Origin of the sequence: Burkholderia sp. BCC1638 (assembly GCF_902833195.1) — a bacterium.
Lineage (GTDB): Bacteria > Pseudomonadota > Gammaproteobacteria > Burkholderiales > Burkholderiaceae > Burkholderia > Burkholderia diffusa.
The window spans coordinates 1-24,795 of the sequence record NZ_CADFEC010000018.1; the positions used below are offsets into that span (position 1 = coordinate 1).

Below are 24,795 nucleotides of genomic sequence, written 5' to 3' on the forward strand. Positions count from 1 at the left end.
CGGTGTCGGTCAACTCGCGCGTGTCGGGCCAACAACAGGCTCTTTTGCATTGGAAACGCGCCGAAAGCGCTACGCAAGAGCCAGTGCAGACCCTCGTCCAGGCTCCTGTTCCATTGGAAAGCGCTATGCGCGCGAATTTGACGCTCCTTGACATCGACGGGACGAGCCGCGTGCTACGCTGCGCGCGACGCCGGATCGGCTCGATGAATACAGGTGTGGATGACATGCGAAAACAGTTTCTGACCGTGCTGACGGCCTGCGCGGTCGGCGTTCTGGTGGCCGGTTGCGACGACCAGAAGGTGGCTGACGCGGTGAATGCGATCAAGCCCGATCCGATGGCGTTCGGCAATCTGCAGCCGGGCGTCTCGACGACCGAGGACGTGCTGCGTCAGGCCGGCAAGCCCGAGATGGTGAGGCAGGGCGAGGACGGCTCGCAGCGCTTCGAGTATCCGCGCGGCCCGTACGGCACGAGCACGTACATGCTCGATTTCGGGCCGGACGGCCGGCTCGTGTCGATCACGCAGGCCCTGACGGCGGCAAACATCGCGAAGGTCGTGCCTGGAATGTCGAAGGACGACGTACGGCAACTGCTCGGCAAGCCGACCGAGGTCGCGCAATACGCATTGAGTCATGAAGAAGTGTGGAGTTGGCACTGGGCCGAGGGCGGCGTATCGGGCGACGCGATGTTCAACGCGCATTTCTCGCCCGACGGCACCGTGATCCGGACTTCACGCTCGGAAGCGCCGGGCCGCGAAAAGCACTGACATCGCGACCTCGCGGCGTCCCGCAGTTTTTCGTCAGAATGCCGTGCCGCCGAACAGCGCGGCCGCCAGCTCCGGATTCGACGGCCAGTACATATGCATGTACGTCGCGACGATCGGGCCCGCGCGATAAACGGCTTCGCCACTGCCGGGCGCGCCGTCGGGCCGCGCGGCGGTCGCCAGCGGCGCCAGCGGCGTATCGAGCCGCGAATAATGAAACGTATGACCGCGCATCGGCCCGGTGCGCGTGTCCAGCTGCTGCATCCCGAGCGCCGCAAACCGGCGCTGCATCGTCGCATGGCCCGCCAGCAGCCCGAGCATCGGCGTCGTCGCGCCGTCCACGTCGGTCAGCGATTCGCACAGATACACCATCCCCCCGCATTCCGCGACGATCGGCCGGCCGGCCGCCGCGTGCGCGCGAATCGTCCGCGCGGTCACGGCATTCGCCGCAAGCGTCGCCGCATGCAGTTCCGGATAGCCGCCCGGCAGGAACAGCGCATCGCAATCGGCGGGCACGGGTTCGTCGGCCAGCGGCGAAAAGAACCGAAGCTGCGCGCCGAGCGCATCGAGCAGCGCCAGATTCGCCGGATAAATGAACGAGAACGCCGCATCGCGCGCGATCGCGATCCGCGTGCCGGCGAGCGCACGCGGCAGCGGGGCGCGGACATCCGGCGCCGCGAACGAAACGGCGGGCGGCAATTCGGCGAGCGCCGTCTGCGCGAGCACGTCGGCCGCGCGCTCGAGCCGCGCATCGAGGTCGTCGATGTCGGCGGGCTGGTGCAGGCCGAGATGCCGCTCCGGTAGCGCGATGCCCGCATCGGCCGGCACGTGGCCGAGCCAGCGCAAGTCGTCGGGTAACGCCTGCCGCAGCAATTCCGCGTGCCGCGGCGACCCGACGCGATTCGCCAGCACACCGTGAAACGGCACCTCGGGGCGGAACCGCGCGAGCCCGAATGCGATTGCCGCGAACGTCTGCGCCATCGACTTCGCGGCAATCACCGCGACGACCGGCACGCCGAACGCGACCGCGAGATCGGCGCTGCTCGGCGTGCCGTCGAACAATCCCATCACGCCTTCGATCAGGATCAGGTCCGCGTCGCGTGCGGCATCGGCGAGCAGCGCACGGCAGCCGGCTTCCCCGACCATGCCGAGGTCGAGCGCATGCACGGGGGCGCCGCTCGCGCGTTCGAGCAACATCGGATCGAGAAAATCCGGCCCGGTCTTGAACACGCGCACGCGCCGGCCGAGCCGCCGGTGCAGCCGCGCGAGGCCGGCCGTCACCGACGTCTTGCCCTGGCCGGACGCGGGCGCGCTGACGAACAGCGCGGGGCAGGCCGGCATCGCTCAGAACTCCACGCCGGGCTGCGCCTTCACGCCTTGCTCCTTGTACGGATGCTTGACGAGCCGCATTTCGGTGACGAGGTCGGCCGCATCGATCAGTGCATCGGGCGCATGCCGGCCCGTGACGACGACGTGCACCGAATCCGGCCGCCCGACGAGCGTCGCGAGCACTTCGTCGAGCGGCAGATATTCGTACTTCAGCACGGTGTTCAGCTCGTCGAGGATCACCATCCGGTACTCGCCGCTTTCGATCATCCGGCGCGCCTCGTCCCAGCCCTTGCGCGCGGTCGCGATATCGGCGTCGCGATTCTGCGTGTTCCACGTATAGCCGTCGCCCATCGTCACGAAGTCGCATTGCGCGACCGCGCCGAGGAAATCGCGCTCGGACGTGTGCAGCGCGCCCTTGATGAACTGCACGACGCCGAGCCGCATGCCGTGGCCGAGCACGCGCACGGCCATGCCGAACGCGGCCGTGCTCTTGCCCTTGCCGTTGCCGGTGTTGACGATCAGCAGGCCCTTTTCCTGGGTGGCGGCAGCCTGCTTCTTTTCATGGCCGGCGCGGCGGCGTTCGGTCATCCGCTGATGGGATTCGGCATCGGTCTTCATCGGGAATCGTCCTGTCGAAAGCGAAACAAAGGGTTCAGAGCGGGCCGGCGAGCGCGACCGTCACGCCGCCCAGGATGGATTTGGGGCCGAGCAGCCGGCCCCGCGGTGCCGCGAGCCGCGCGCACGGCTCGGCCACGCCCGCGACGCCGAAACGCGCGAGCGCGGCCGCCGACGGGCCGCTCAATGGCGGTTCGGGGCACTGCGCGAGTTGCGCCGCGTCGAACGCGACGAGCGGCCAGCCGCGGCGTGCGCACAGCATGCGCAGCGGCCGGGCGCGCGCCTTGTCGGCGAGCGTCGCGACGACGGCCGGCTCGGCATCAGGGTAGTGCTTCAGCGCCGCGCGGATCGCGGCATCGAGTTGCGCGGCCGTCACGTCCGCGCGAAACCCGACGCCGAGCGCGACGCGCATCATGCGCGGCCGCCGAGCGCCGCGCGCACGGCCGGATCGCCGGCAAGCGCGGCGACGCGGCCGATCACGACGATCGCGGGCGAACCGATACCGGTCGCGCCCACGCGTTCGACGATGGTGTCGAGCGTCGCGAGCACGTGCCGCTGCCCGTCGCGCGTCGCGTTCTCGATCGCCGCGCACGGCATGTCGCCGGGCACGCCGCCGTCGCGCAGCGCGGCCACGATCGCGTCGAGCCGGCGTATGCCCATGTAGATCACGATCGTCATGCGCGTCGCGGCCAGCGCGCGCCAGTCGGGTTCGTCGGCACCCGCGCCGTGGCCCGTGACGAAGATCACGCCCTGCGCGTCGCCGCGATGCGTGACCGGAATGCCGAGCGCGGCCGGAGCCGCGATACCGGCCGTGATGCCGTTCACGACCTCGACCGGGAAACCCGCCGCGCCGAGCGCGAGCAGCTCCTCGCCGCCGCGGCCGAACACGAACGGATCGCCGCCCTTGAGCCGCGCGACGCTGCGGCCCGCGCGCAGGTGCGCGAGCATCGCGGCGACGATCGCCTCCTGCGGCGTCGATGCATGGCCGCCGCGCTTGCCGACGTGCTCGATGCGCGCGTCGGCGCGCGCATGGCGCAATACGTCGGGGTTCACGAGGTCGTCGACGAGCAGCACGTCGGCCGTGGCGATCGCGCGCACGGCCTTCAGCGTCAGCAGATCGGCGTCGCCGGGGCCGGCGCCGACGAGCCAGGCGCGGCTCATCGGACGCGGCACGGCGCACACCGTGTCGTGGCAGTGGAAAGGGGACGGCGAGCGGCACATCGGCGGCCGGCGGACAGGCAAGGCATGATGGATCGGGCGAAGCCCGCGCGAACGCGGGCGGGAAGCGCACCCCATCCGTCCCCCGCGGATCGGGCGTTCGGCGAGCAGCGGGCTCGCCCCTTGCGTCGGCCGGTATCCGGGCTGGCCGCTTGCCAGGCCGCAGCCTTCCCGCCCGCTGAAGGGCAGTGGCATCGCGGGCGGCCTGGGCGCGTGCGGGGGGAACCGCGGCGCGCGGGCGGCGTACCGTTGCGGGGACAGCACAGGCCGGGCGGACTTCCGCCTCCTGTTTCCCGTTTAACTGCGTGCGCGGAATGCGCATGCGAGCACCGAACGCGGCGCATACGATAGCACAGCGATCGGCCCGCGCGAACCCGCCCCGCGGGCGCCGCGAGCGCCCCCGGCGCGATGCCGCGGCCGTGCCAACCGCGCCGCGTCGGCCCGTTCCGCCTTGACGCTCCCCGCACCGCCGCCTACACTCGCACGCGTTTTGGTGCTCGCGCGCGCTCCTCCGGCGCGCGCAGTTAAACGGGAAACAGGGAGCCTGGCTGCACCGCAGTCGAGCCAACCTGTGCTGCCCCCGCAACGGTAAGCGAACGCATCGCGCCCAGCGCGATGCAGCGCCGCTTCGCCGCATGCCTGCCGCATGCGGACGACCGCCACTGGATGCCGTGCATCCGGGAAGGCGAAGCGGCGTGTTCGTCAGCCCGGATACCGGCCAGAACGTGGGGTTCAGCGCCGCGGGGAGGCGGCGCATCGTCCACGGCCGCAGCACGCCCGACGCCCGAACGCTGCCCGCTTCCTTTGCCGACCCGTCAGCCGCATCGCGCGCGGGCCGGGGCGAAGAACGGCCAGCGGCGCGGGCGGGGCCGACGACGGCCGTGTTGGCATTCATCATGTCGACCGTTCGCAAAGGAGCATCATGCTCGACTCGTTCTTCCGTCTGTTCAACGACAGCTCATCCGGGCTGCGCGGCAAAATCGTCGCGATCTATTCATTGCTCGTCGCCTTCAACATCGGCGCGTGGATCTGGGCCTTCGTCGCGTTTCGCGACCAGCCCGTGCTGCTGGGTACCGCGCTGCTGGCCTACGTGTTCGGCCTGCGCCACGCGGTCGACGCCGACCACATCGCCGCGATCGACAACGTCACGCGCAAGCTGATGCAGGAGGGCCGCAGCCCGCTCGGCGCGGGCCTGTTCTTCTCGCTCGGCCATTCGACGGTGGTGATCGTGATGTCGGTGGTGGTCGCGCTGACCGCGGCGTCGCTCGCGCGCTTCGAGAGCATGAAGACCTGGGGCGGCGTGATCAGCACGAGCGTGTCGGCGTTCTTCCTGCTGGTGCTCGCGGCCGCCAACCTGCTGATCCTGATCTCCGTCCACCGGACGTTTCGCGCGGCCCGCCGCGGCGAGGCGATCGTCGACGCCGACCTCGACATGCTGATGAACCAGCGCGGCGTGCTGGCCCGCCTGTTCCGGCCGCTGTTCCGCCTCGTGTCGCGCAGCTGGCACCTGTATCCGGTCGGCTTCCTGTTCGGCTTCGGCTTCGACACCGCGACCGAAATCGCGCTGTTCGGCATTTCGGCCACGCAGGTGCAGGGCGGCCTGTCGTTCTGGTCGGTGATGGTGCTGCCGGTGCTGTTCACCGCGGGCATGACGCTCGTCGACACGACCGACGGCATCCTGATGATGGGCGCGTACCGCTGGGCGTACGTGCGGCCGATCCGCAAGATCTACTACAACATGACGATCACGTTCGTGTCGGTGCTGGTCGCCGCGCTGATCGGCGGCATCGAGGTGCTCGCGCTGCTCGCGGATAAACTGTCGCTGCAGGGGCCCGTGTGGGATTTCTCGACGATGGTCGCATCGCATTTCGGGATGCTCGGCTACGTCGTGATCGGCCTGTTCCTCGCGTGCTGGATCGTGTCGGCCGCGATCTACCGCCTCAAACGCTACGACGAGATCGACGTGACGCTCTCGGCCTGACTCCCTTTTCGACACAGGATCCACCATGACCTTACGCAAGCTTCCCGTCACGATCGTCACGGGCTTTCTCGGCAGCGGCAAGACCACGCTGATGCGCCACATCCTGCAGCACGCCAAAGGCCGCCGCATCGCGGTGATCGTCAACGAATTCGGCGAGCTCGGCATCGACGGCGAAATCCTCAAGGGCTGCGGCATCGGCTGCGAGGACGCGGACGGCGCGCAGGGCGAAGCGTCGGGCCAGCTGTACGAACTCGCGAACGGCTGCCTGTGCTGCACCGTTCAGGAGGAGTTCTATCCGGTGATGGAAGCGCTCGTCGAGCGCCGCGCCGACATCGATCACGTGCTGATCGAGACGTCGGGCCTCGCGCTGCCGAAGCCGCTCGTGCAGGCCTTCAACTGGCCGACGATCCGCAACAGCTTCACGGTCGACGCGGTCGTGACCGTCGTCGACGGTCCGGCCGCCGCGAGCGGCCAGTTCGCCGAGAACCCGCAGGCCGTCGACGCGCAGCGCCGCGCCGATCCGAACCTCGACCACGAATCGCCGCTGCACGAACTGTTCGCCGATCAGCTGTCGTCCGCCGACCTCGTGATCGTGAACAAGGCCGACCTCGTCGCCGACGCGCGGTTCGCCGAGGTCGAAGCCGCGATCCGCGAGGAAATCCCGCCGCAGGTGAAGATCGTGCGCGCGACGCGTGGCGAACTGGACGTCGCGATGCTGCTCGGGCTCGAATCGGCGTCGGAGGAAACGATCCACCTGCGGCACGACCATCACGGCTCGGCCGACGACGGTGATCACGACCATCATCACGACGATTTCGATTCGGTGGTGGTGTCGGGCGATGCGGGCACGCGCGAGGCGACGATCGCCGCGCTGCAGCGTGTCGTCGAGACGCATACGATCTACCGCGCGAAAGGCTTCGCCGCGCTGCCCGATGCGCCGATGCGGCTCGTGATCCAGGGCGTCGGCCGCCGCTTCGACAGCTACTTCGACCGTCGCTGGCAGGACGGCGAAACGCGTGCGAGCCGCTTCGTGCTGATCGGCGAGGATCTCGACGCGGCCGCGCTGCAGCGCGCGTTCGACGCCGCGTGCGCGGCCGACCTGCAACAGGCGTAACGCGCGATGCATCTGCTGCGCACCACGCCGGGCGGCTTCGTCGACGATACGCAGGGCGTCGTGCGGATCGACCAGCAGCCGGCCGACATCGTGATCCTGAGCTCAGCCGACACGACGCTGTCGCTGCTGGCCAGCGTCGTGCCGAAACTGCCCGCCGGCTTTCCGAGCGTGCGGCTCGCGAACGTCACGTTCCTGCGGCAGCCGGCGTCGGTCGATTTCTACGTCGACGACGTGCTGCGTCACGCGAAGACGGTCGTGATCGATCATCTGGGCGGCGAAGCATACTGGCCGTACGGGATCGAGCAGGCCGTGTCGCTCGCGTCGAAACGCAAGCAGCAGCTCGCGATGTTCTCGGGCGACCTGCAGGAAGACCCGAACCTCGTCGCGAAGAGCACGGTCGCGCCCGACCTGTGCCGGATGTGGTGGCGCTATCTGCGCGAAGGCGGCATGCACAACGCCGAAGCGTTGCTGCGCAGCATCGCGTTCCATACGCTCGGTTTCGGTGACGAACCCGAGCTGCCGCGCCCGCTGCCGGCCGCCGCGCTGTATCACCCGGCGCGCGACCCGGCGAGCGTCGACGACTGGCGTGCGCGCTGGACGCCCGGCGCGCCCGTCGTCGCGATCCTGTTTTATCGCGCGCACTGGCAGGCCGCGAACACCGCCGTGTTCGACGCGCTGGCCGATGCGCTCGTGCGCGAGGGGCTCAATCCGCTGCCGATCGCGGTCACGTCGTTGAAGGATGCGGTGAGCCGCGAGGTCATCACGCAGCTGTGCGACACGCATGGCGTCGCGCTCGTGCTGAACACCACCGCCTTCGCGGCCGGCGCGATCGACAGCCCCGAGCCCGACGTGCTCGCCGGCGATGCGCCGGTGCTGCAGGTGATCCTGTCCGGCGGCAACCGCGACGCGTGGGTGGCCGACAACCAGGGGCTGCATGCGCGCGACATCGCGATGCACATTGCGTTGCCCGAGGTCGACGGGCGCATCGTCACGCGCGCGGTGAGCTTCAAGGGGCTGGCGTATCGTTGTCCGCACACCGAAGTCGACGTCGTGCGCTACCAGCCGGACGCCGAACGCGTCGCGTTCGTCGCGGCGCTCGCGCGCGGCTGGTGCCGGCTGCGCATGCTCGACAACGCCGACAAGCGCATCGCGCTGATCCTCGCGAACTATCCGCAAAGCGAAGGGCGGATCGGCAACGGCGTCGGGCTCGACACGCCGGCGTCCGCACTGCGCGTGCTGGCGGCGCTACGCGATGCGGGCTATGCCGTGGCCGATCTGCCGGCCGATGGCGACGCGCTGATCGCGCGACTCACCGAAGGCGTGACCAACGACCCGGCCGTGCGCGCCTTGCGCCCCGCGTTCCAGAGCTTCGCGCTGGCCGATTACGTCGCGCATTTCGCGCGGCTGCCGGCCGCGGTGCGCGACGCGCTGAACGCGCGCTGGGGCCCGCCCGAAGCGGACCCGACGCTGCGGCAGGGGCGCTTCACGATCGCCGGCTGGCGCGCGGGCAACGTGTTCGTCGGCATCCAGCCGTCGCGCTCGCGCGGCGAGAACGACTATGCGAGCTACCACGATGCGGATCTCGTGCCGCCGCACGCGTATCTCGCGTTCTATTTCTGGCTGCGCGATGCGTTCGGCATCGACGCGGTCATCCACCTCGGCAAGCACGGCAACCTCGAATGGCTGCCGGGCAAGAGCGTCGCGCTGTCCGACGCGTGCTGGCCCGACTTGACGCTCGGGCCGCTGCCGCATCTGTATCCGTTCATCGTCAACGATCCGGGCGAGGGCAGCCAGGCGAAGCGCCGCGCGCAGGCGGTGATCGTCGATCACCTGATGCCGCCGCTCACGCGCGCGGAAAACTACGGCCCGCTGCAGGATCTCGAACGGCAGGTCGACGAATACTACGAGGCGCTGATGGTCGATGCGCGGCGCGCGAAGCTGCTGCGCAAGACGATTCTCGCGACGATCGCCGAACACCGTCTGCACGACGAACTGAGCGTGTCGCCGCCGCGCGATGCGGGCGACGAGGATGCGCTGCTGACGCGCGTCGACGCGTGGCTGTGCGAACTGAAGGAAGCGCAGATTCGCGACGGGCTGCACGTATTCGGCGTGTCGCCCGCCGACCGTCAGCGACGCGACACGCTGCTCGCGCTCGCGCGTTTTCCGGTCGGCGACGGCAAGGGCGAACGCGCGGGACTGATCGGCGCGCTCGCGCGCGATCTCGCGCTCGGCGACGATTTCGATCCGCTCGCGGCCGACTGGGCCGCGCCGTGGACGGGCCCGCGGCCGGCCGTTCTGCAAGCGCTCGACGCGTCGCCGTGGCGGCATGCCGGCGACACGCGCGAGCGGCTCGAACGGCTCGCGCAGCATTGGCTCGACGGGCTGTGCGCGGCTGTTTCCGGCGAGACCGGCGCCGATGCCGCCCCCACGCCGCCCGGCGACTGGCCGAGCACGCTCGCCGTGCTCGAGCGCGTGCGCTCGACGCTGCTGCCCGCCCTCGACGCATGCGGCGGCGAGGAACTGCGCCAGCTGCTGCGCGGGCTCGACGGCCGCTTCGTGCCGCCGGGGCCGAGCGGCTCGCCGTCGCGCGGCCGGCCCGACGTGCTGCCGACGGGCCGCAATTTCTATTCGGTCGATACGCGCGCCGTGCCGACGCAGGCCGCGTGGACGCTCGGGCTGAAGTCCGCGCAGCAGTTGATCGAACGCCATCTGCAGGACCACGGCGACTATCCGCGCGCGATCGGCCTGTCGGTCTGGGGGACGGCCACGATGCGCACCGGCGGCGACGACATCGCGCAGGCGTTCGCGCTCCTCGGCGTGCGGCCGAAATGGGCGCACGGCAGCCATCGCGTGACCGACTTCGAGATCCTGCCGATCGAGATCTTCGACCGGCCGCGCATCGACGTGACGTTGCGCGTGTCGGGTTTCTTCCGCGACGCGTTCCCGAACCTGATGCACCTGTTCGACGCGGCCGTGCAGGCCGTTGCCGCGCTCGACGAGCCCGAGGCACTGAACCCGATCCGCGCGCGCGTCGAGCGCGAACGCGCGAAATGGATCGAGCAGGGCGTGGCGCCGGACGAAGCGCGGCGGCGTGCCGGCTGGCGCGTGTTCGGCGCGCGGCCGGGCAGCTACGGCGCGGGCCTGCAGGATCTGATCGACCAGCGCCGCTGGCAGACCGATGCCGATCTCGCCCATGCGTACCGCCAGTGGGGTGGCCATGCATACGCGCAGAACAGCGCCGGCGACGCCGCGCCGGACGTGTTCGGCGAACGGCTCGCGACGATCGACGTCGTCGTGCAGAACCAGGACAGCCGCGAACACGACATCCTCGATTCGAACGACTACTACCAGTTCCAGGGCGGGATGACGGCAGCCGTGCGGCACCTGTCCGGGCGGCAGCCGAGCGTCTACCACGGCGACCATGCGAACCCGGTCGCGCCGAAGATGCGCACGCTGCGCGAGGAAATCGCGCGCGTGATCCGCTCGCGCGTCGTCAATCCGAAATGGCTCGACGGCGTGAAGCGCCACGGCTACAAGGGCGCGGCCGAAATGGCCGCGACCGTCGATTACCTGTACGGCTATGACGCGACCGCGCGCGTGCTGTCGGACCACCAGTACGCGCTCGTCGCCGACGCGTACCTGTTTGACGACGCCACCCGCGCGTTCCTCGAACGCCACAACCCGAAGGCGCTGCACGGCATCTGCGAACGTTTCGTCGAAGCGATGCAGCGCGGGCTGTGGCAGGAGCCGGGCGATTATCGCGAGCGGATCGAAGCGGTCTGGCTCGACAGCGAACAATGTCAGGAAGGAGGACGGCGATGACCGATTCGACGACGCATCGCGCCCGCGCGGTATTTCCGTTCGCGGCGCTGGTCGCGCAGCAACCGCTTCAGCAGGCGCTGCTGCTCGCGGCGATCGACCCGTCGCTCGGCGGCGTGCTCGTCAGCGGGCCGCGCGGCACCGCGAAATCGACCGCCGCACGCGCGCTCGCCGAACTGCTGCCCGAAGGGGCATTCGTCACGCTGCCGCTGTCGGCGAGCGACGAACAGGTCACGGGCACGCTCGATCTCGCCCATGCGCTCGCCGAAAACGGCGTGCGCTTCCGGCCGGGCCTGCTCGCGCGCGCGCATCGCGGCGTGCTGTACGTCGACGAGGTGAACCTGCTCGCCGACGGGCTCGTCGATACGCTGCTCGACGTCGCCGCGAGCGGCGTGAACGTGGTCGAGCGCGATGGCGTGTCGCATGCGCACGACGCGCGCTTCGTGCTGGTCGGCACGATGAATCCCGAAGAAGGCGAACTGCGCCCGCAACTGCTCGACCGCTTCGGGCTGATGGTCGAACTCGAGAACTGCTTAGATGCCGCGCAGCGCGAGCAGATCGTGAAGGCGCGCCTCGCGTTCGATCTCGACCCGGACGCGTTTCGCGCACGTCACGCGGCCGCGCAGCGCGAACTCGACGACCGGATCCGCGCGGCGCGGGCACGGTTGCCGGCGCTGGATTTCGGCGACGCGGTGCATGCACGCGTCAGCGCACTGTGCATCGACGCGGCCGTCGACGGCCTGCGCGCCGACCTCGTGATGCTGCGCGCCGCGCGCTCGCTCGCGGCGCTGGAGCAGGCCGGCGCGGTGACGGTGTCGCACGTCGAACGCGTGGCCGACTCGGTGCTGCGGCATCGGCGCCATGCGGGTACGCCGCCGTCGTCGGGCGCGACGCAGTCGAATGCGGAGGGCGGCGGCGACCGCGGCGACCGTCCGCCGCCGGACACGCACCGGCAGCCCGACCATCCACCGGGCGCGGCACGAAACGACGCGACCGCATCGCAAGGCGACTGGGGCTACCTGCCGCCCGAGCCGGCCGGACTGCGTGACGTGAAGAGCGTGGTGCCGCTGCCGCTAAAAAAACGCTGAGCCATCGAGCCGACGCCGCCGCGAATACCGTTCGCGGTCCTCGATGGCAACCAGGCGCTGTCGCGCGCGTGCCGGGTACGGTGCGTGCCGGCACGGCCGTTGCATGGCCGGCGACGCTCGCCGCGAAGCGCGGCGGCCCGCTGCACGTCGACCATCTGCGTTTCCGCAAGCGGGCCGGCACACCGCGCGCGCTCCATTGCTTCGTGCTCGACTGCTCGGCGTCGATGCTGGCGCACGATCGGCTCGCGCTCGCGAAAGGCCTGATCGTCGCGTACTTCGATCAGGCCGCGCGCGATCGCGTGGAAACCGCGCTGATCTGCTTCGGCGGCAACGGCGCCGCGCGGCGCTTCGGCCCGGCCGTGCCGCGCTGGTGGAATGCGCGCTGGCTCGAACCCGTGGACGGCGGCGGCGGCACACCGCTTGCCGATGGCGTCGCGGCCGCCGCGCAATTGCTCGCGGGCGCCGCACGGCGTACGCCGGACGAGCAGCGCTGGCTGTGGGTGCTGTCCGACGGCCGCACGCGCGAAACGCCGCCGAGACCGGCGGCCGCCGATCACGTCGTGTTCGTCGACTTCGACGATGCGGCCGTGCGAATCGGGCAGGGCAGGCGGCTCGCCGATGCCTGGGGCGCGCAATGGATGACGGCCGCGTCGCTGTGCGCCGGGCCGGCCGGCTGATCGCGTGGGCGGCCGTGCGTGGCGACGCGCCGGCGCTGCGCTATGATCGCCGTTTCTACCCACCGGAATGCCTGCCATGCAAGTACTCGTCGATGCCGACGCGTGTCCCGCCGTCATCAAGGACATGCTGTTTCGCGCCGCGCGTCGTGCCGAGATCTGCGTGACGCTGGTCGCGAACCAGTTCCTGCGCACGCCGCCGTCGCCGTTCATCAAGGCGCTGCAGGTGCCGGCCGGCTTCGACGTGGCCGATGCGCGGATCGTCGAACTCGCGGAAGCCGGCGATCTCGTGATCACGGCCGACATCCCGCTGGCCGCTGCGGTCCTCGACAAGGGCGCGCATGCGCTCGACCCGCGCGGCAACTGGTTCAGCCGCGAGAACATCGAGGAACGGCTGTCGACTCGCGCGATGATGGAGCAGCTGCGCAGCGCGGGCATCGATACGGGCGGCCCGGCCCCGTTCAGCGTGCGCGACGGCAAGGCGTTCGCATCGCAATTCGATCGGTTCCTGGCACGCCACGGCAAGCCGTGACATACCGGGCGCCGGTCGTGCGATACGTCACTGGTTTCGCGTCGAAACGTCGGCTACGGCAGAATACGGATTCGCGCCGACATTGATATCGTGGCGCGAACGCCTCATCGGAGAGCATGGATGTCACCGACCCAACTTCTCGTTCCGACCTTCACCCAGATGCTGCGCGCGCAATCCGCGTGGCTCGACAAGGCCGCCGCGCATCGGCAGGCCGAGGGCAACGCGCCCGATGCGTTGCTGACGCTCAAGCTGGCACCCGACATGTATCCGCTCGCCGCCCAGGTGCGGTTTTCCTGTTTCCAGGCGATGGAACCGGTCTACCGTTTGCGCGGCGAACCGTTGCCGGACGTGCTGCTGGCGTTGCGGGAGGCCGGCTGGCATGCCGACGCGCAGCCCGGCACGCTGAGCGACGCGCAAGGGATCGTCGCCGGCACGATCGCATTCCTCGGCGAACTCGCGCCGGACGCACTCGACGGCGGCGCCGCGCTGCCGATCGCGCTCGAACTGCCGAACGGCATCGCGTTCGACATGAGGGGCGAACAGTACGCGCGCGACTGGGCGCTGCCGCAGTTCTACTTTCACGCGATCGCCGCGTACGCGATCCTGCGCCATCACGGCGTCGAGCTCGGCAAGGCCGACTACGTGCCGCACATGCTGGCCTACGTGCGGCCCGGCACGATTCCGCAGGGTTGACCGGTTGAGCGGACCATCCGGCCGCCGTGCACCGGCATGACACGGGCCCTGTTCATCTGCAGCCGCAACCGGCTGCGCAGCCCGACGGCCGAGGCGGTGTTCGCCGCGTGGCCGAGAGTCGAAACCGACTCCGCGGGCCTCGCGCCCGACGCGCAGACGCGCTTATCCGCCGAGCAACTCGAATGGGCCGAGATCGTGTTCGTGATGGAGCGGGCGCACAAGGCGAAGCTGTCCGCCCGATTCGGCATCCGGCTGAAGCACAAGAAGATTGTCTGCCTCGACATTCCCGACCGCTACGCATACATGCAGCCCGAACTCGTCGCGCTGCTCGAGCGCAAGGCCGGTCCGTTGCTGCGCGGGTGAGCCGCACGGGCCGGTTCAGCGCGAGCGGAACGGCCCGTCCGCGTGCGCGTGCGCGGGAAAGCGGTCGAGGTGCAGCAGTTCGATGATCTTGCGGGTCGGCACGCTCGCGCGCAGCGTCTCGAGCCGTTCGACGTCGAACCACTTGCAGCGCGCGATCTCGTTGCTCGCGCGCGGCGTCAGATGTTTCGGCACGTCGGCCACGAACACGTGATGAAGTTTCGTGAGGCCGCCGAACTGCACCGCATAGTCGAGCGCGAGCCCCTCCAGCCGCGTTTCCTCCGCCAGCTCCCGCTGCGCGGCCTTGAGCGGCGTCTCGCCGCGCCGGATCGTGCCGCCCGGCAGCGACCAGCGCGCCGCGGTACGGGCGACCAGCAGCACGCTGCTGCGCTGGCGGCACACGATCGTGGCGCGTTCCTTGATGCTCGCGACGGTATCCGGCCCGGTATTCATGTTCGGCAAAACAGGTGCTGAATCGTGGAGGGAAATGGTCGTCGACCGGCGGTGCCGGCCTGTCGCCCGATCGTCGGGCACGACGGCATGCAAGCCGCCGCGCCGATCATACCGGGCGTTCGTGACAGTTCCGTGCGTTGTCGCGCGCGCACCGCGCATCGCGTCACGCGTGCGTGTAGAACCCCGTACGCGCGGGTTTCCCGGACCGCCCATGGCGCCGCTTGTGGATGGCGCGCCGGTGCTGATGCGGGGGCGGGTTCACGTGCGGGCGCGTGGGCGCGGGCCGTGCCGTCGGCGCGGCGGCCCGCGGCTGTGATTGTCCTTCGCCAAACTGGTAAGTCTGGGTTTGCGCGCTGGCGACGCCCAGCGTCGACGCCAGCACGATGGCCGCGAGCAGCATGTGTTTCATGAAAGGTCCGCCTGTCTTCAGTGAGCACTCTCCGGCAGCTTAGCGAACCGCGGCCCGGCGCCGCAACCGGCCGGCGTTCGGTGTCGTCCCCAGTTGCGGGCGACCGCGTTCTCCGCCCGGCTGCCGGGGGCATGCCCGGCTTGACAACGAAATTCCCGAGTGTGAATATAACTTCACGCACGAGAATTATCATTCGAGTCCGGGAAAGCGTGTCGCCGCCTGTCGGCACGGCGGAACCAGCGGTCCGATCAACCGGAAGCAGGAGCGAGACGCATGGCGGAACTGGAACAGCAGGGCGCGTTGGCGGGGTTGCGCATCATCGATCTGTCGCGGGTGCTGGGCGGCCCGTACGCGACACAGATTCTTGCCGACCACGGCGCGGAAGTGATCAAGGTCGAACCGCCGTCGGGCGACGAGACGCGCACCTGGGGGCCGCCGTTTGACGGTGACACAGCGTCGTATTTCCTCGGCGTGAACCGCAACAAGCTCGGCATCGCGCTCGACCTGACGAAGCCTGAGGATCGCGAGCGCCTGCTCGACCTGCTCGAGCACGCCGACGCGCTGGTCGAAAACTTCAAGATCGGCACGATGGAGCGCTGGGGCCTCGGCTTCGAGACGCTGCACGCGCGTTTTCCGCGTCTCGTCCATTGCCGCGTGTCGGGCTTCGGCGCGGACGGCCCGCTCGGCGGGCTGCCCGGTTACGACGCGGCCGTCCAGGCGCTGGCCGGGCTGATGAGCGTGAACGGTGAGGCGGGCGGCGCGCCGCTGCGCGTCGGTGTGCCGATCGTCGATCTCGTCACCGGGCTGAACGCGGCGCTCGGCGTGCTGATGGCGCTGCGCGAACGCGATGCGAGCGGGCGCGGCCAATTCGTCGAATCGACGCTGTTCGACTGCGCGCTGTCGATCCTGCATCCGCATACGCCGAACTTCTTCCATTCGGGCAAGGCGCCGGCGCGCACCGGCAACGCGCATCCGAACATCACGCCTTACGACAGCTTTCCGACCGCGAGCGTCGACATCTTTCTCGCGGTCGGCAACAACGGGCAGTTCGCCGCGCTGTGCGACGTGCTCGGCACGCGCGACTGGCCCGACGATCCGCGCTTCGTCGACAACCGCGCGCGCAGCGCGAACCGCGCCGCACTGCGCGCGCTGCTCGAAACGGCGCTGGCCGCACACGACGGCGCGGCACTCGCCGAGCAGCTGATGCGCCGGGGCGTGCCGTGCGCGCCCGTGCTCGGGCTCGATGCGGCGCTCGACCATCCGCACGTCGCGCACCGGCAGATGAAGGTCGAACTGGGCCGGCATCGCGGCATCGCGTCGCCGATCAAGCTCGGCCGCACGCCGGCCACGTACCGGCGGCCGCCGCCCGCGCTGAACGAACACGCGGCGCAGGTGTTCGCCGACGACGCACGCGACGACGACGGCCCACGTCGCAACTGACCCGCATCGCGGCCGGCACCGCCCGCGCCCCCTTCGCACATCACGCCGCGCCGCACCCGACACGCGCCGCTGCAAGAGGAGACACCTCATGCCCGCATGGATCGGCGCGGCCGTTCACGTTTTCCTGGAGGGCAATCCATGCAGTTCGACCTGACCGACGATCAGCGCGCGATCGAAAGCGCGATCGAGAAAATCTGCGAACGCTTCGGCGACGACTACTGGCTCGAACGCGATCGCGCGGGCGGGTTTCCGTCCGACTTTCACGCGGCGCTCGCCGAGGCCGGCTGGCTCGGCATCGCGATGGACCCGGCCCACGGCGGCGCCGGGCTCGGGATGACCGAGGCCGCGCTGATGATGCGCACGATCAGCGCGTCGGGCGCCGGCCTGTCGGGCGCATCGGCCGTCCACATGAACATCTTCGGGCTGAACCCGGTGCAGGTGTTCGGCAACGACGCGCAGAAGGCGCGCTTCCTGCCGCCGCTGATCGCCGGCCGCGACAAGGCCTGCTTCGCGGTGACCGAGCCCGATGCCGGCCTCGACACGCGCACCTCGCCACGCAGGCGCGTCGCGACGGCGACCACTACGTGCTGAGCGGCCGCAAGATCTGGATCTCGACCGCGCAGGTCGCGAACAAGATGCTGATCATCGCGCGCACGACACCGCTCGACCAGATCGCGAAGCCGACCGATGGCTTGAGCCTGTTCTACACCGACCTCGACCGTTCGCGCGTCGAGGTGCGCGAGATCGAGAAAATGGGCCGCAAGGCAGTCGATTCGAACATGCTGTTCATCGACGACCTGCGCGTGCCGCGCGACGACCTGATCGGCAACGAGGGCGACGGCTTCCGCTACCTGCTGCACGGGCTGAACCCCGAACGGATCCTGATCGCCGCCGAGGCGATCGGCCTCGGGCAGGCCGCGCTGCGCCGCGCGACGCAGTATGCGTGCGAACGCGTCGTATTCGGCCGGCCGATCGGGCAGAACCAGTCGATCCAGCATCCGCTCGCGCAGGCCTGGATGCAGCTCGAAGCCGCGTGGCTGATGGTGATGAAGGCCGCGACGCGCTACGACGCGGGGCAGCCGTGCGGCGCGGAGGCGAACGCCGCGAAGTACCTCGGCGCGGAAGCCGCGTTCCAGGCGTGCCAGACGGCGATCGCGACGCACGGCGGGATGGGCTATGCGAAGGAATACCACGTCGAGCGCTATCTGCGCGAGTGTATGATTCCGAGGCTCGCGCCCGTGAGTCCGCAACTGATCCTGTGCTACATCGCGGAGAAGGTGCTCGGGCTGCCGAAGTCGTACTGACGCGCGGCGGCCCGCCCGGCGCGCGGTTTCCCGTTCCGAATCAAGCGCTCGTCATGGACGTCAAACTCGTTGCCCGCACGCTCGACCTGTTCGAGCTGTTCGCCGCCGAACGGCGGCCGCTGCCGCTCACCGAACTCGCGCGCCTGCTCAACGTGCCCGCGTCGAGCTGCCTGGCGATGGCGCGCACGCTCGTGAGCCGCGGCTATCTGTACGAGGTGCGCAAGCGCGGCGGCTACTATCCCACGCGGCGCCTGCAGACGATCGCCGCCGCGATCGACGCGACCGATCCCGTCGTCGACATCGTGCATCCGCATCTCGTCGCGCTGCGCGACGCGAGCCACGAGACGGCCGTGCTCGGCAAGATCCAGGGCGCGTCGGTCACGTATCTCGACGTCGTCGAATCCGAGCAGGCGATCCGCTACACGCGCCAGCCGGGCGAGCTGCGGCCGCTGCATGCGAACTCGATCGGCAAGGCGATCTTCGCGTCGCTCGCGAGCGACGCGCAGCAGGCGCTCGGCGCGCAATTGTCGTTCGAACGCTTCACCGATGCGACGGTGGCCGACCTGCCGGCGCTCGTCGCGCAAACCGCGCGGTTTCGCGAACTCGGCTGGGCCGAGAACCTCGGCGAGAGCGCGCCGGAGCTGTCGGCGATCGCGGTCGCGCTGACGCTCGACGGCGACTGGTACGGGCTGTCGATCGTCGGGCCGACCGAGCGGATCCGCCAGCATCGCGACACGCATGCGGCGCTGCTGGTCGACGCCAAGTCGCGGCTGCTGGCCGAGCAGGGGCGTGGTTAGCAAGAAGCGCGAAGCACGGCGGAGGGCTGCTTCGGCGGCCGTTCACCGCGATGCCGGGCGGCATCCGGGAACGGCCGTGGCGCGTCACGCGCCGGTGTGCCGCGCCGTCACGACTTCACCCACACGCCGCCTGCGCTCGGGTTGTCGCCCTGCGTCCACCATTTCGCGCAGTATTTCGCGCCCTGGTACATGACGCACGTGCCGCCCTGGTACGCGGTCGTTGCCGACCACACGGGCGTGCCGCCGCCGACCGGCTTCCATACCGCAGCCTGGCCGGGCACGTCGCCCTGTGTCCACCATTGCGCCTGGTACGTCGTGCCCTGGTAGGTCACGGTCGCGCCGGCCGTATAGACCTGGCCGGCCGACCAGGGCGCGCCGGGTTGCGGCGTTCCGCCGTTCGAGCCGCCGCCGTAGTTCGGATCCTGCGTGACGCCCGTGCCCCACTTGCCGTCGAGTTTGCGGAAGATCGATGCGAACGCGTATGGCTGCTGCGCGATACCCGAGCAGGTCGGCGCCACATATGCGCCGTTGTTCGGGCAAGGCTGATCGCGGCCGACCGACCAGTTGCCGAAGAAACCGTAGCCGTTGCCGATCGCCGCATTCAACACGCTCTGCGCATTCGCGAGCGTGAAGGTTTCGCCCTGCACGTCGTTCATCCCGATCATCGGCGTGACGCCCACCATCTGCCACAGCTGCGCGCCCGTTTTCGGCTGGCCCGCCGACTTGAACGCCGTATCGAGCTGCGAATAAAGCGCCTGCGCGGCGCTGATCGCGGCCGCGCCCATGTCGATGTTCGCGGGGCCGTAGTCCATCGTCATCAGGTTCACCGCGTCGAACGCAACCTTGTTCGCGATTGCCGCGTTGACGACGTTCACGCCATCCTGCGTGAGCCCGGTCGGCATCGTCGGCAGCGTCAGCGTGACGTGCAGCGGCTTGCCTTTCGCCGCGTAGTCGGACTGCAGTTGCGCGACGGCCTGGAAGTTTCGGGCGACGGCGGCGCTGTCCTGCTGCGATGCGCCCTCGATGTCGAAGTCGACGTGCGCGAGGCCGTAGGTGTCGATCACGGTCTGATAGGCCGTCTTCAGCGCGGGGACGCTCGAGCATGCCTGCATCAGCGGCGTGCCGTTCGCGCCGCCGAACGAGACGGCAATCTCGCCGCCTTTCGCGCGATAGCTCGCGATCGACGTCGACAGCGACGCGAGCAGGTCGCCGCTCGCGCCGTTGCCGATCGGCTGCACGCCGCCCCAGGACGGCGCGCAGCCGCTGCCCGCGACCACGAACGCGAGCGTGAACTGCTGGATGCCTTGCTGGACGCCGATCCGGTCGACGAGCGGCGTCGGGTAGAGCGTCACGTCGACGAAGGGCGCATAGACGCCGGCGCCGTGGGACACGCTCGCCACGGCGAGCAGACAGCCCGCGGCGAGCGCGCGCGGGTTGAATCGCGGCAACACGTTGTTGTTCATTGTGTTCTCCAAGTGGAAGAGGGATACGCTGGCCCGCGTATCGCCGCCGGGCGGGCGATCGGGTATGCCCGCCCGGCGGCGTGCTCATCTTGGAGGATTCGCGCCGAATCGTGAATACTTAGGTGTTCTTTTCGTTATTCGATTCCCGATACGTAACGATCTTGCCGATTCGATCGCCTATCGAAACGCGAAGCGGGCGATTTTTCCGACCGATATCGATCGGATGGTCGGCCGCGCGTTGCGCCGCGACGTTCAACGATACCAGCGCGGCGTGTAGACCCACTCACGCCCGTCGCCGATCGCGAAACGCCGCGTCGTCGACGAACCGACGATCACCATCGTGCGCATGTCCACCTGATCGCTGCGCAGCGCGCCGAGCGTCGTCGTCGTGAGCGTCGCGCCGGGCCGGCCGATGTCGCGGCCGAGCACGACGACCGTATCGGCCGCACGATGCGCGCGCACCGCATCGAGCGCACGGTCGAGCTGCCACGGCCGGGCACGCGAGATCGGGTTGTAGAACGCCATCACGAGATCGGCTTGCGCCGCGTGCCGCAGGCGCGTCTCGATCACGTCCCACGGCTTCAGGTTGTCCGACAGCGAGATCGCGCAGAAATCGTGGCCGAGCGGCGCGCCGGCCTGCGCGGCGGTCGCGAGCGATGCCGATACGCCGGGTTCGATGCGAAGTTCGACCGCGGCCCATCGCGGATCGCGCGCTTCGTCGAGCGCTTCGAGCACGGCCGCGGCCATCGCGAACACACCCGGGTCACCCGACGAGACGACCGCGACGCGCCGGCCTTCGGCCGCCAGTTCGAACGCATGGCGCGCGCGCTGCATTTCCTCGCGATTATCGGTGCCGTGGACGCGCTGGTCCGCGCGGAACGGGCCGGCCATCGTCACGTAGGTCGTATAGCCGAGGATGTCGGTGGCTTGCGCGAGCGCGGTGCGCGCGGCGGGCGTGAGCCATGCCGCATCGCCCGGGCCGAGGCCGAGCACCGTCAGGCGGCCGCGTGCACGGCCGAGCGTCGCGGGATCGACGGGTTGCGTCGCGACCGCGCACGCGAGGCCGTCGGACGTTGCGCGCAGTGTGTGCGCCATGCGCAACGTCGAACCCAGCAGGGCAGCCGCATCGGCATCTTCGTCGCGTTCGACATCGGCGAAGCGCAGCGGCACGCCCAGCGTCCGTGCCGCCGCCTCGACCCGCGCATCGCCGAGCAACGACGCCGGTGCGACGAGTGCGGCGAGCGCCAGCCGCGCGAGACCGTGCGTATCGAGCAGCGCGTCGATGCGCTCGGCAAGCGATGGCGACGCATCGGCCCGCACGCCGCGCGCCTCGATGGCGACCACCACGCTGCGCGGATGGATCACGAGTTCGTCGCGCGCGCCGCGCCACGCATCGGGCGTCACGCGGATCGCATGCGCGGCCGCATCGTCGCGCGGCAGCGCGACGTCGTCGAGCCACGGCGCCGCGCCGTCGACGCGCGTGGCCGCACCCGCGAGCAGGTCGGACACGAAACGCTTGCCTTGCTGGAGATCGGCGAGCGCATAGCCGTCGGGCGGGTTGAGCACGCACGCGCCGAAGCGCAGCTCGCCGCTGGTCGTGATCGCGGGCGCGACGCCGAGGCATTCGGCGATTTCGCGCGCGATCAGGTTGACGCCCGTCAGCCCGCCGAGCAGCGGCACGACGGCCGAACCGTCTTCCGCGACCGCGAGCACCGGCGGCTCGACACCCTTGTCGGCCAGCGCCGGCGCGACGCAACGGATCACGATGCCGGCCGCGCACAGCGCGACGATCGGCAGGCCGCGTGCGTAAAGCTCGCGCAGGTGTGCGCCGAGCTCGTCGAACGGCACGTCGGCCTCGACGCGCGACGCGAGCCCGTGCACGACGGCGCCCGGATAACGCGCCTGAATACGCCGCGCGGTATCGAGTGCGCCCGCGCCGAGAATCACGATCGCGGGCGGAGTCGTCATCCTTGCCATTTTTCCCCCGGCACGACGAGCAGCGAGAAGTACGGCGACGCCATCGGATCGACTTCGTCGAGCGGCACGATGCGCTGCGCCGCCATCGTCGCGCGCTCGACGTACAGCGCGCGCTTCGCGAGCCCCAGTTCGTCGAGTACGCGCCGCACCTTGTCGAAGTTGCGGCCAAGCTTCATCACGACGGCCGCGTCGGCCTGCGCGAGCCGCGTGCGCAATTCGTCCTCCGGCAGCACGCCGGACAGCACCGACAGGCTCTGGTTGCGATAGACGAGCGGCTGGCCGAGCACGGCCGTGCCGCCGAGCATCGCGCACACGCCCGGGATCACTTCGGTGTCGTAGCGCGGCGCCAGGCGATCGTGCAGGTACATGTACGACCCGTAGAAAAACGGATCGCCTTCGCAGATCACCGCGACGTCGCGCCCGGCGTCGAGATGCGACGCGACGATCTCGGCGGCCGTGTCGTAGAAATCGGCGATCACGGTCTCGTAGCAGAGCGGCGGCGGCAGCGCCTCGGTCGTCACCGGATAGACGAGCGGCAATTGCGTCTGCGCATCGAGCAGATGCGCCTCGACGATCCCGTAGGCATTGCCCTTCTTGCCCTTCGCGACGAAATACGCGACCACCGGCGAGGCCTGCAGCACGCGCAGCGCCTTGATCGTCATCAGTTCGGGGTCGCCGGGGCCGACGCCGACCCCGAACAGGCGTCCGCGCGGGGCCGTCATTCTGCCTCCGTCGCGAGTGCGTTGACGGCGGCCGCGGCCATCGCGCTGCCGCCGCGCCGGCCGAGCAGCGCGACGTACGGCACGCCGCGGCTGTCGGCGTCGAGTGCCGCCTTGGATTCGGCCGCGCCGATGAAGCCGACCGGAAAGCCGAGGATCAAAGCGGGGCGCGGCGCGCCGGCGTCGATCATGTCGAGCAGGTGGAACAGCGCGGTCGGCGCATTGCCGATCACGACGACGCTACCGGCCAGATACGGGCGCCACAGTTCGAGCGCCGCGGCCGAGCGCGTGTTGCCGAGATGCCGCGCCAGGTCGGGTACTTCCGGTTCGCCGAGCGTGCAGATCACGCGATTGCCGACCGGCAGCCGCGCGCGCGTGATGCCTTCGGCGACCATCCGCGCGTCGCACAGGATCGGCGCGCCGGCCGCGAGCGCCGCGCGGCCCGCCGTGCCGGCGCCGGCCGAGAAGCGCAGGTCGTAGGCGACATCGACCATCCCGCACGCGTGGATCACGCGCACCGCGAGCTTCTCGAGATCGGGCGGAACCTGCGACAGGTCGGCCTCGGCGCGGATCGTCGCGAACGACTGGCGGTAGATTTCCTGCCCGTCGCGAATGTAGTCAAGCATCGGTGGTGTCCTGGCTGTGCCGCGCGTCCGTCAGTCGGTCCGCGGCCTGGTCAATCGTCAGATGGCGCGCGAGCGGGGCGCCGAGGCCCGCGGCGGCGTCGCGCCGGTAAAGGTCGTAGCGGCCGGGCGCGACCGCGACGAGGGTGGACGTCGCGGGGTGCGGCAGCGCGCAGTGACGCTCGCAGCCGGTCAGGTGCACGTCGACCGGATGGCCGACGCGCGCGGCCAGCGCGAGCGCATCGTGTTTCGTATCGGCGCGCGACTTCGCGCAGCCCGCGCTGCCGGTGCACGCGACCAGCGCCGCCAGCGGGTCGGACATCGTGCACACGAGGCCGAGCGACGCGAGCGCGTCGAGCACGGCCGGCGTGCGTTCGTGCCGCACGCCGTGCACGAACACGCCTTGCCACGGGGTCATCGACAGCGTGCCGTCGCCTTCCGCGTCGGCGAGTGCCGCAAGCCGTTCCAGTTGTGTTGCGTCGAGCCGGCCGAGCACGAACTGCGCGCCGACGCTGCAGCGATCCGCATCGCGCGACGGCCGTGCACCGAAACGCAGCGCGGCGTCCGCGTGCTTGCGCCGCCAGCCGGCCAGTGCCGGATCGGCTTCGAGCGGGAAGGGCGCGTAATGCTGCACGCGCTCGCGCAACGCGCATGCGCCGCCCGTCGCGAGCAACGCGCGCATCCGCGTGATGTCGGCCGGCGCGAGATCGAGGAACGCGAGCAGCAGTGCGCGAACGAGCGCGACGGTCTGGTCCGGCGCGACGTCGAACCAGGCCCGCGGATCACCGGGCGCGACCGGCGGGCAGCCGGCCAGGCCCGCGGCGATGCGGACTGCGCCGTCGCCGCGACGCCACGCGGCGAGCCAGATGTCGTGCGGATGATCGAGCGCCGCGACCGTTTCGCCGCCGTCGAGCTGGATCGAGAATTTCGGCGACATCTCGCCACGGCGCGGCTCGTGCGTCAGCATGTCGAGCAACGGCAGCGCGAGCGCGCGGCTGTCGAGCAGTGCGTCGGGATCGCGCCCCGCGAGCGGGCTGAGCATCAGGTTGCGGACGTCGTCGCTCGCGGCGAGCGCGGCCCGGTCGTCGGCGGCATCGCCGGCGCGCGGGCCCAGGCCGGCATCGAGCAACGCGTCGGCCAGCGTATCGGCCGCGCCGTCGCGGATGCCGCGCAACTGGAGATTCGCGCGATTGGTCGCGTCGATCGCGCCGGAGCCGTAAGCGCGCGCGGCTGCGGCGATCGCACGCGCCTGCCGCGCGTCGAGCCGGCCACCCGGCAGCTTGATCCGGCACAGCCCGCCGTCGGCGGCCGCGACGACGCGCACGAGCCCCGGGCAAGCCGACGGGCGCACGACGGGCGATGCAGGAATGGAATCGGGGGCGGAACTCAACGGGATACCGGGACAGTGTCGCGCCGCGGCCAACGC

Annotated in this window: 23 protein-coding genes, 1 pseudogene and 2 riboswitches; of the genes and pseudogenes, 13 read left to right on the top strand and 11 right to left on the bottom strand. The window is 70.2% G+C overall.

The genetic code is table 11. The features are described 5' to 3' along the window. The first annotated feature begins 224 nt into the window (after window positions 1–224). Entirely contained in the window at window positions 225–764 is a 540-nt protein-coding gene (bamE, locus tag HWX22_RS20470; RefSeq protein WP_059818213.1) for an outer membrane protein assembly factor BamE, read from the top strand. 33 nt (window positions 765–797) lie between these two features. Here the strand turns inward: bamE and HWX22_RS20475 are convergent, their stop codons facing one another. From HWX22_RS20475 to cobA, 4 genes are read right to left on the bottom strand one after another with little or no spacing between them, the layout of a single operon-like run. Next, window positions 798–2,102: a cobyrinate a,c-diamide synthase gene (locus HWX22_RS20475; RefSeq protein WP_175910935.1), complete on the bottom strand. Its 1,305-nt coding sequence runs from the start codon at window positions 2,100–2,102 to the stop codon at window positions 798–800. Window positions 2,103–2,105: 3 nt separating this feature from the next. Beyond that, entirely contained in the window at window positions 2,106–2,708 is a 603-nt protein-coding gene (gene cobO / locus HWX22_RS20480) for a cob(I)yrinic acid a,c-diamide adenosyltransferase (protein ID WP_059524395.1), read from the bottom strand. Between the two features lie 34 nt (window positions 2,709–2,742). Continuing rightward, a complete protein-coding gene (locus HWX22_RS20485) occupies window positions 2,743–3,120 on the bottom strand; it encodes a cobalamin biosynthesis protein (protein WP_059691724.1) in 378 nt (125 codons plus the stop codon). After that, entirely contained in the window at window positions 3,117–3,866 is a 750-nt protein-coding gene (gene cobA, locus HWX22_RS20490) for a uroporphyrinogen-III C-methyltransferase (RefSeq protein ID WP_175916265.1), read from the bottom strand. The genes HWX22_RS20485 and cobA overlap by 4 nt, the downstream gene beginning before the upstream one ends. A gap of 169 nt (window positions 3,867–4,035) precedes the next feature. Then, window positions 4,036–4,272, bottom strand: a riboswitch (cobalamin riboswitch). A 125-nt stretch (window positions 4,273–4,397) separates the two neighbouring features. Continuing rightward, window positions 4,398–4,661, top strand: a riboswitch (cobalamin riboswitch). A 184-nt stretch (window positions 4,662–4,845) separates the two neighbouring features. On the opposite strand from cobA, the gene HWX22_RS20495 reads away from it, so the two are divergent. From HWX22_RS20495 to HWX22_RS20530, 8 genes are all read left to right on the top strand, one after another. Then, window positions 4,846–5,904: a HoxN/HupN/NixA family nickel/cobalt transporter gene (locus HWX22_RS20495; protein WP_175910943.1), complete on the top strand. Its 1,059-nt coding sequence runs from the start codon at window positions 4,846–4,848 to the stop codon at window positions 5,902–5,904. A 25-nt stretch (window positions 5,905–5,929) separates the two neighbouring features. Next, window positions 5,930–7,018, top strand: a complete 1,089-nt coding sequence (cobW, locus tag HWX22_RS20500) for a cobalamin biosynthesis protein CobW (RefSeq protein WP_175916266.1) — start codon at window positions 5,930–5,932, stop codon at window positions 7,016–7,018. 6 nt (window positions 7,019–7,024) lie between these two features. Further along, window positions 7,025–10,840: a cobaltochelatase subunit CobN gene (cobN, locus tag HWX22_RS20505; RefSeq protein ID WP_175916267.1), complete on the top strand. Its 3,816-nt coding sequence runs from the start codon at window positions 7,025–7,027 to the stop codon at window positions 10,838–10,840. Then, the gene (locus tag HWX22_RS20510; protein WP_175916268.1) at window positions 10,837–11,925 is read left to right on the top strand and encodes an ATP-binding protein; all 1,089 of its coding nucleotides are present in this window, start codon (window positions 10,837–10,839) and stop codon (window positions 11,923–11,925) included. The genes cobN and HWX22_RS20510 overlap by 4 nt, the downstream gene beginning before the upstream one ends. 68 nt (window positions 11,926–11,993) lie before the next feature. Further along, a complete protein-coding gene (locus HWX22_RS20515; protein ID WP_175916269.1) occupies window positions 11,994–12,602 on the top strand; it encodes a VWA domain-containing protein in 609 nt (202 codons plus the stop codon). 76 nt (window positions 12,603–12,678) lie between these two features. Then, window positions 12,679–13,131: a YaiI/YqxD family protein gene (locus HWX22_RS20520; protein WP_059524379.1), complete on the top strand. Its 453-nt coding sequence runs from the start codon at window positions 12,679–12,681 to the stop codon at window positions 13,129–13,131. Window positions 13,132–13,251: 120 nt separating this feature from the next. Beyond that, the gene (locus HWX22_RS20525) at window positions 13,252–13,824 is read left to right on the top strand and encodes a DUF1993 domain-containing protein (protein ID WP_175916270.1); all 573 of its coding nucleotides are present in this window, start codon (window positions 13,252–13,254) and stop codon (window positions 13,822–13,824) included. Between the two features lie 36 nt (window positions 13,825–13,860). Beyond that, window positions 13,861–14,187: a low molecular weight protein tyrosine phosphatase family protein gene (locus tag HWX22_RS20530; protein ID WP_175916271.1), complete on the top strand. Its 327-nt coding sequence runs from the start codon at window positions 13,861–13,863 to the stop codon at window positions 14,185–14,187. Window positions 14,188–14,202: 15 nt separating this feature from the next. Here HWX22_RS20530 and HWX22_RS20535 read toward each other — a convergent pair whose 3' ends face one another. Beyond that, window positions 14,203–14,637 carry an NUDIX domain-containing protein gene (locus HWX22_RS20535; protein WP_175916272.1) on the bottom strand — a complete coding sequence of 145 codons (435 nt, stop codon included), beginning with the start codon at window positions 14,635–14,637 and terminating at the stop codon, window positions 14,203–14,205. A gap of 163 nt (window positions 14,638–14,800) precedes the next feature. Further along, on the bottom strand, window positions 14,801–15,046 hold the full coding sequence (locus tag HWX22_RS20540; protein ID WP_175916273.1) for a hypothetical protein: 246 nt from the start codon (window positions 15,044–15,046) through the stop codon (window positions 14,801–14,803). Between the two features lie 273 nt (window positions 15,047–15,319). Here HWX22_RS20540 and HWX22_RS20545 point away from each other — a divergent pair, with 273 nt between their 5' ends. From HWX22_RS20545 to HWX22_RS20555, 3 genes and pseudogenes are all read left to right on the top strand, one after another. Further along, entirely contained in the window at window positions 15,320–16,486 is a 1,167-nt protein-coding gene (locus tag HWX22_RS20545) for a CoA transferase (protein ID WP_175916274.1), read from the top strand. A 138-nt stretch (window positions 16,487–16,624) separates the two neighbouring features. Next, window positions 16,625–17,790: pseudogene (locus HWX22_RS20550) on the top strand (acyl-CoA dehydrogenase family protein). A 53-nt stretch (window positions 17,791–17,843) separates the two neighbouring features. Beyond that, on the top strand, window positions 17,844–18,587 hold the full coding sequence (locus HWX22_RS20555) for an IclR family transcriptional regulator (protein WP_059818230.1): 744 nt from the start codon (window positions 17,844–17,846) through the stop codon (window positions 18,585–18,587). Window positions 18,588–18,694: 107 nt separating this feature from the next. Here the strand turns inward: HWX22_RS20555 and HWX22_RS20560 are convergent, their stop codons facing one another. Further along, the gene (locus HWX22_RS20560) at window positions 18,695–20,050 is read right to left on the bottom strand and encodes a chitinase (protein ID WP_175916275.1); all 1,356 of its coding nucleotides are present in this window, start codon (window positions 20,048–20,050) and stop codon (window positions 18,695–18,697) included. Here HWX22_RS20560 and HWX22_RS20565 point away from each other — a divergent pair. Continuing rightward, the gene (locus HWX22_RS20565; protein WP_175916276.1) at window positions 20,043–20,327 is read left to right on the top strand and encodes a hypothetical protein; all 285 of its coding nucleotides are present in this window, start codon (window positions 20,043–20,045) and stop codon (window positions 20,325–20,327) included. The two genes, HWX22_RS20560 and HWX22_RS20565, sit on opposite strands and share 8 nt — an antisense overlap. On the opposite strand, the gene cobJ is transcribed toward HWX22_RS20565, so the two are convergent. Genes cobJ through cobG form a run of 4 tightly spaced genes read right to left on the bottom strand, consistent with a single transcriptional unit; the run spans window position 20,303 to window position 24,720 of the window. After that, window positions 20,303–22,018 (bottom strand): precorrin-3B C(17)-methyltransferase, encoded by a 1,716-nt coding sequence (gene cobJ / locus HWX22_RS20570; protein WP_175916277.1) that lies wholly within the window; start codon window positions 22,016–22,018, stop codon window positions 20,303–20,305. The two genes, HWX22_RS20565 and cobJ, sit on opposite strands and share 25 nt — an antisense overlap. Then, window positions 22,015–22,749, bottom strand: coding sequence for a precorrin-2 C(20)-methyltransferase (locus HWX22_RS20575; RefSeq protein WP_175916278.1), 735 nt, complete (start codon window positions 22,747–22,749; stop codon window positions 22,015–22,017). The genes cobJ and HWX22_RS20575 overlap by 4 nt, the downstream gene beginning before the upstream one ends. Beyond that, entirely contained in the window at window positions 22,746–23,372 is a 627-nt protein-coding gene (locus HWX22_RS20580; RefSeq protein ID WP_175916279.1) for a precorrin-8X methylmutase, read from the bottom strand. Before HWX22_RS20580 ends, HWX22_RS20575 begins: the two co-directional genes overlap by 4 nt. Continuing rightward, window positions 23,365–24,720 carry a precorrin-3B synthase gene (gene cobG / locus HWX22_RS20585; RefSeq protein ID WP_175916324.1) on the bottom strand — a complete coding sequence of 452 codons (1,356 nt, stop codon included), beginning with the start codon at window positions 24,718–24,720 and terminating at the stop codon, window positions 23,365–23,367. Before cobG ends, HWX22_RS20580 begins: the two co-directional genes overlap by 8 nt. Window positions 24,721–24,795: the final 75 nt, after the last annotated feature.

What these genes read in the sequence shown, in the direction of transcription:
- HWX22_RS20510 (WP_175916268.1), top strand. Translation starts at nt 10,837, where the DNA reads ATGACCGATTCGACGACGCATCGCGCCCGCGCGGTATTTCCGTTCGCG.
- HWX22_RS20485 (WP_059691724.1), bottom strand. Translation starts at nt 3,120, where the DNA reads ATGATGCGCGTCGCGCTCGGCGTCGGGTTTCGCGCGGACGTGACGGCC.
- HWX22_RS20545 (WP_175916274.1), top strand. Translation starts at nt 15,320, where the DNA reads ATGGCGGAACTGGAACAGCAGGGCGCGTTGGCGGGGTTGCGCATCATC.
- HWX22_RS20525 (WP_175916270.1), top strand. Translation starts at nt 13,252, where the DNA reads ATGTCACCGACCCAACTTCTCGTTCCGACCTTCACCCAGATGCTGCGC.
- cobO (WP_059524395.1), bottom strand. Translation starts at nt 2,708, where the DNA reads ATGAAGACCGATGCCGAATCCCATCAGCGGATGACCGAACGCCGCCGC.
- HWX22_RS20495 (WP_175910943.1), top strand. Translation starts at nt 4,846, where the DNA reads ATGCTCGACTCGTTCTTCCGTCTGTTCAACGACAGCTCATCCGGGCTG.
- HWX22_RS20540 (WP_175916273.1), bottom strand. Translation starts at nt 15,046, where the DNA reads ATGAAACACATGCTGCTCGCGGCCATCGTGCTGGCGTCGACGCTGGGC.
- cobA (WP_175916265.1), bottom strand. Translation starts at nt 3,866, where the DNA reads ATGAGCCGCGCCTGGCTCGTCGGCGCCGGCCCCGGCGACGCCGATCTG.
- cobN (WP_175916267.1), top strand. Translation starts at nt 7,025, where the DNA reads ATGCATCTGCTGCGCACCACGCCGGGCGGCTTCGTCGACGATACGCAG.
- HWX22_RS20580 (WP_175916279.1), bottom strand. Translation starts at nt 23,372, where the DNA reads ATGCTTGACTACATTCGCGACGGGCAGGAAATCTACCGCCAGTCGTTC.
- cobJ (WP_175916277.1), bottom strand. Translation starts at nt 22,018, where the DNA reads ATGACGACTCCGCCCGCGATCGTGATTCTCGGCGCGGGCGCACTCGAT.
- bamE (WP_059818213.1), top strand. Translation starts at nt 225, where the DNA reads ATGCGAAAACAGTTTCTGACCGTGCTGACGGCCTGCGCGGTCGGCGTT.
- HWX22_RS20520 (WP_059524379.1), top strand. Translation starts at nt 12,679, where the DNA reads ATGCAAGTACTCGTCGATGCCGACGCGTGTCCCGCCGTCATCAAGGAC.
- HWX22_RS20555 (WP_059818230.1), top strand. Translation starts at nt 17,844, where the DNA reads ATGGACGTCAAACTCGTTGCCCGCACGCTCGACCTGTTCGAGCTGTTC.
- HWX22_RS20575 (WP_175916278.1), bottom strand. Translation starts at nt 22,749, where the DNA reads ATGACGGCCCCGCGCGGACGCCTGTTCGGGGTCGGCGTCGGCCCCGGC.
- HWX22_RS20475 (WP_175910935.1), bottom strand. Translation starts at nt 2,102, where the DNA reads ATGCCGGCCTGCCCCGCGCTGTTCGTCAGCGCGCCCGCGTCCGGCCAG.
- cobW (WP_175916266.1), top strand. Translation starts at nt 5,930, where the DNA reads ATGACCTTACGCAAGCTTCCCGTCACGATCGTCACGGGCTTTCTCGGC.
- HWX22_RS20530 (WP_175916271.1), top strand. Translation starts at nt 13,861, where the DNA reads ATGACACGGGCCCTGTTCATCTGCAGCCGCAACCGGCTGCGCAGCCCG.
- HWX22_RS20535 (WP_175916272.1), bottom strand. Translation starts at nt 14,637, where the DNA reads ATGAATACCGGGCCGGATACCGTCGCGAGCATCAAGGAACGCGCCACG.
- HWX22_RS20560 (WP_175916275.1), bottom strand. Translation starts at nt 20,050, where the DNA reads ATGAACAACAACGTGTTGCCGCGATTCAACCCGCGCGCGCTCGCCGCG.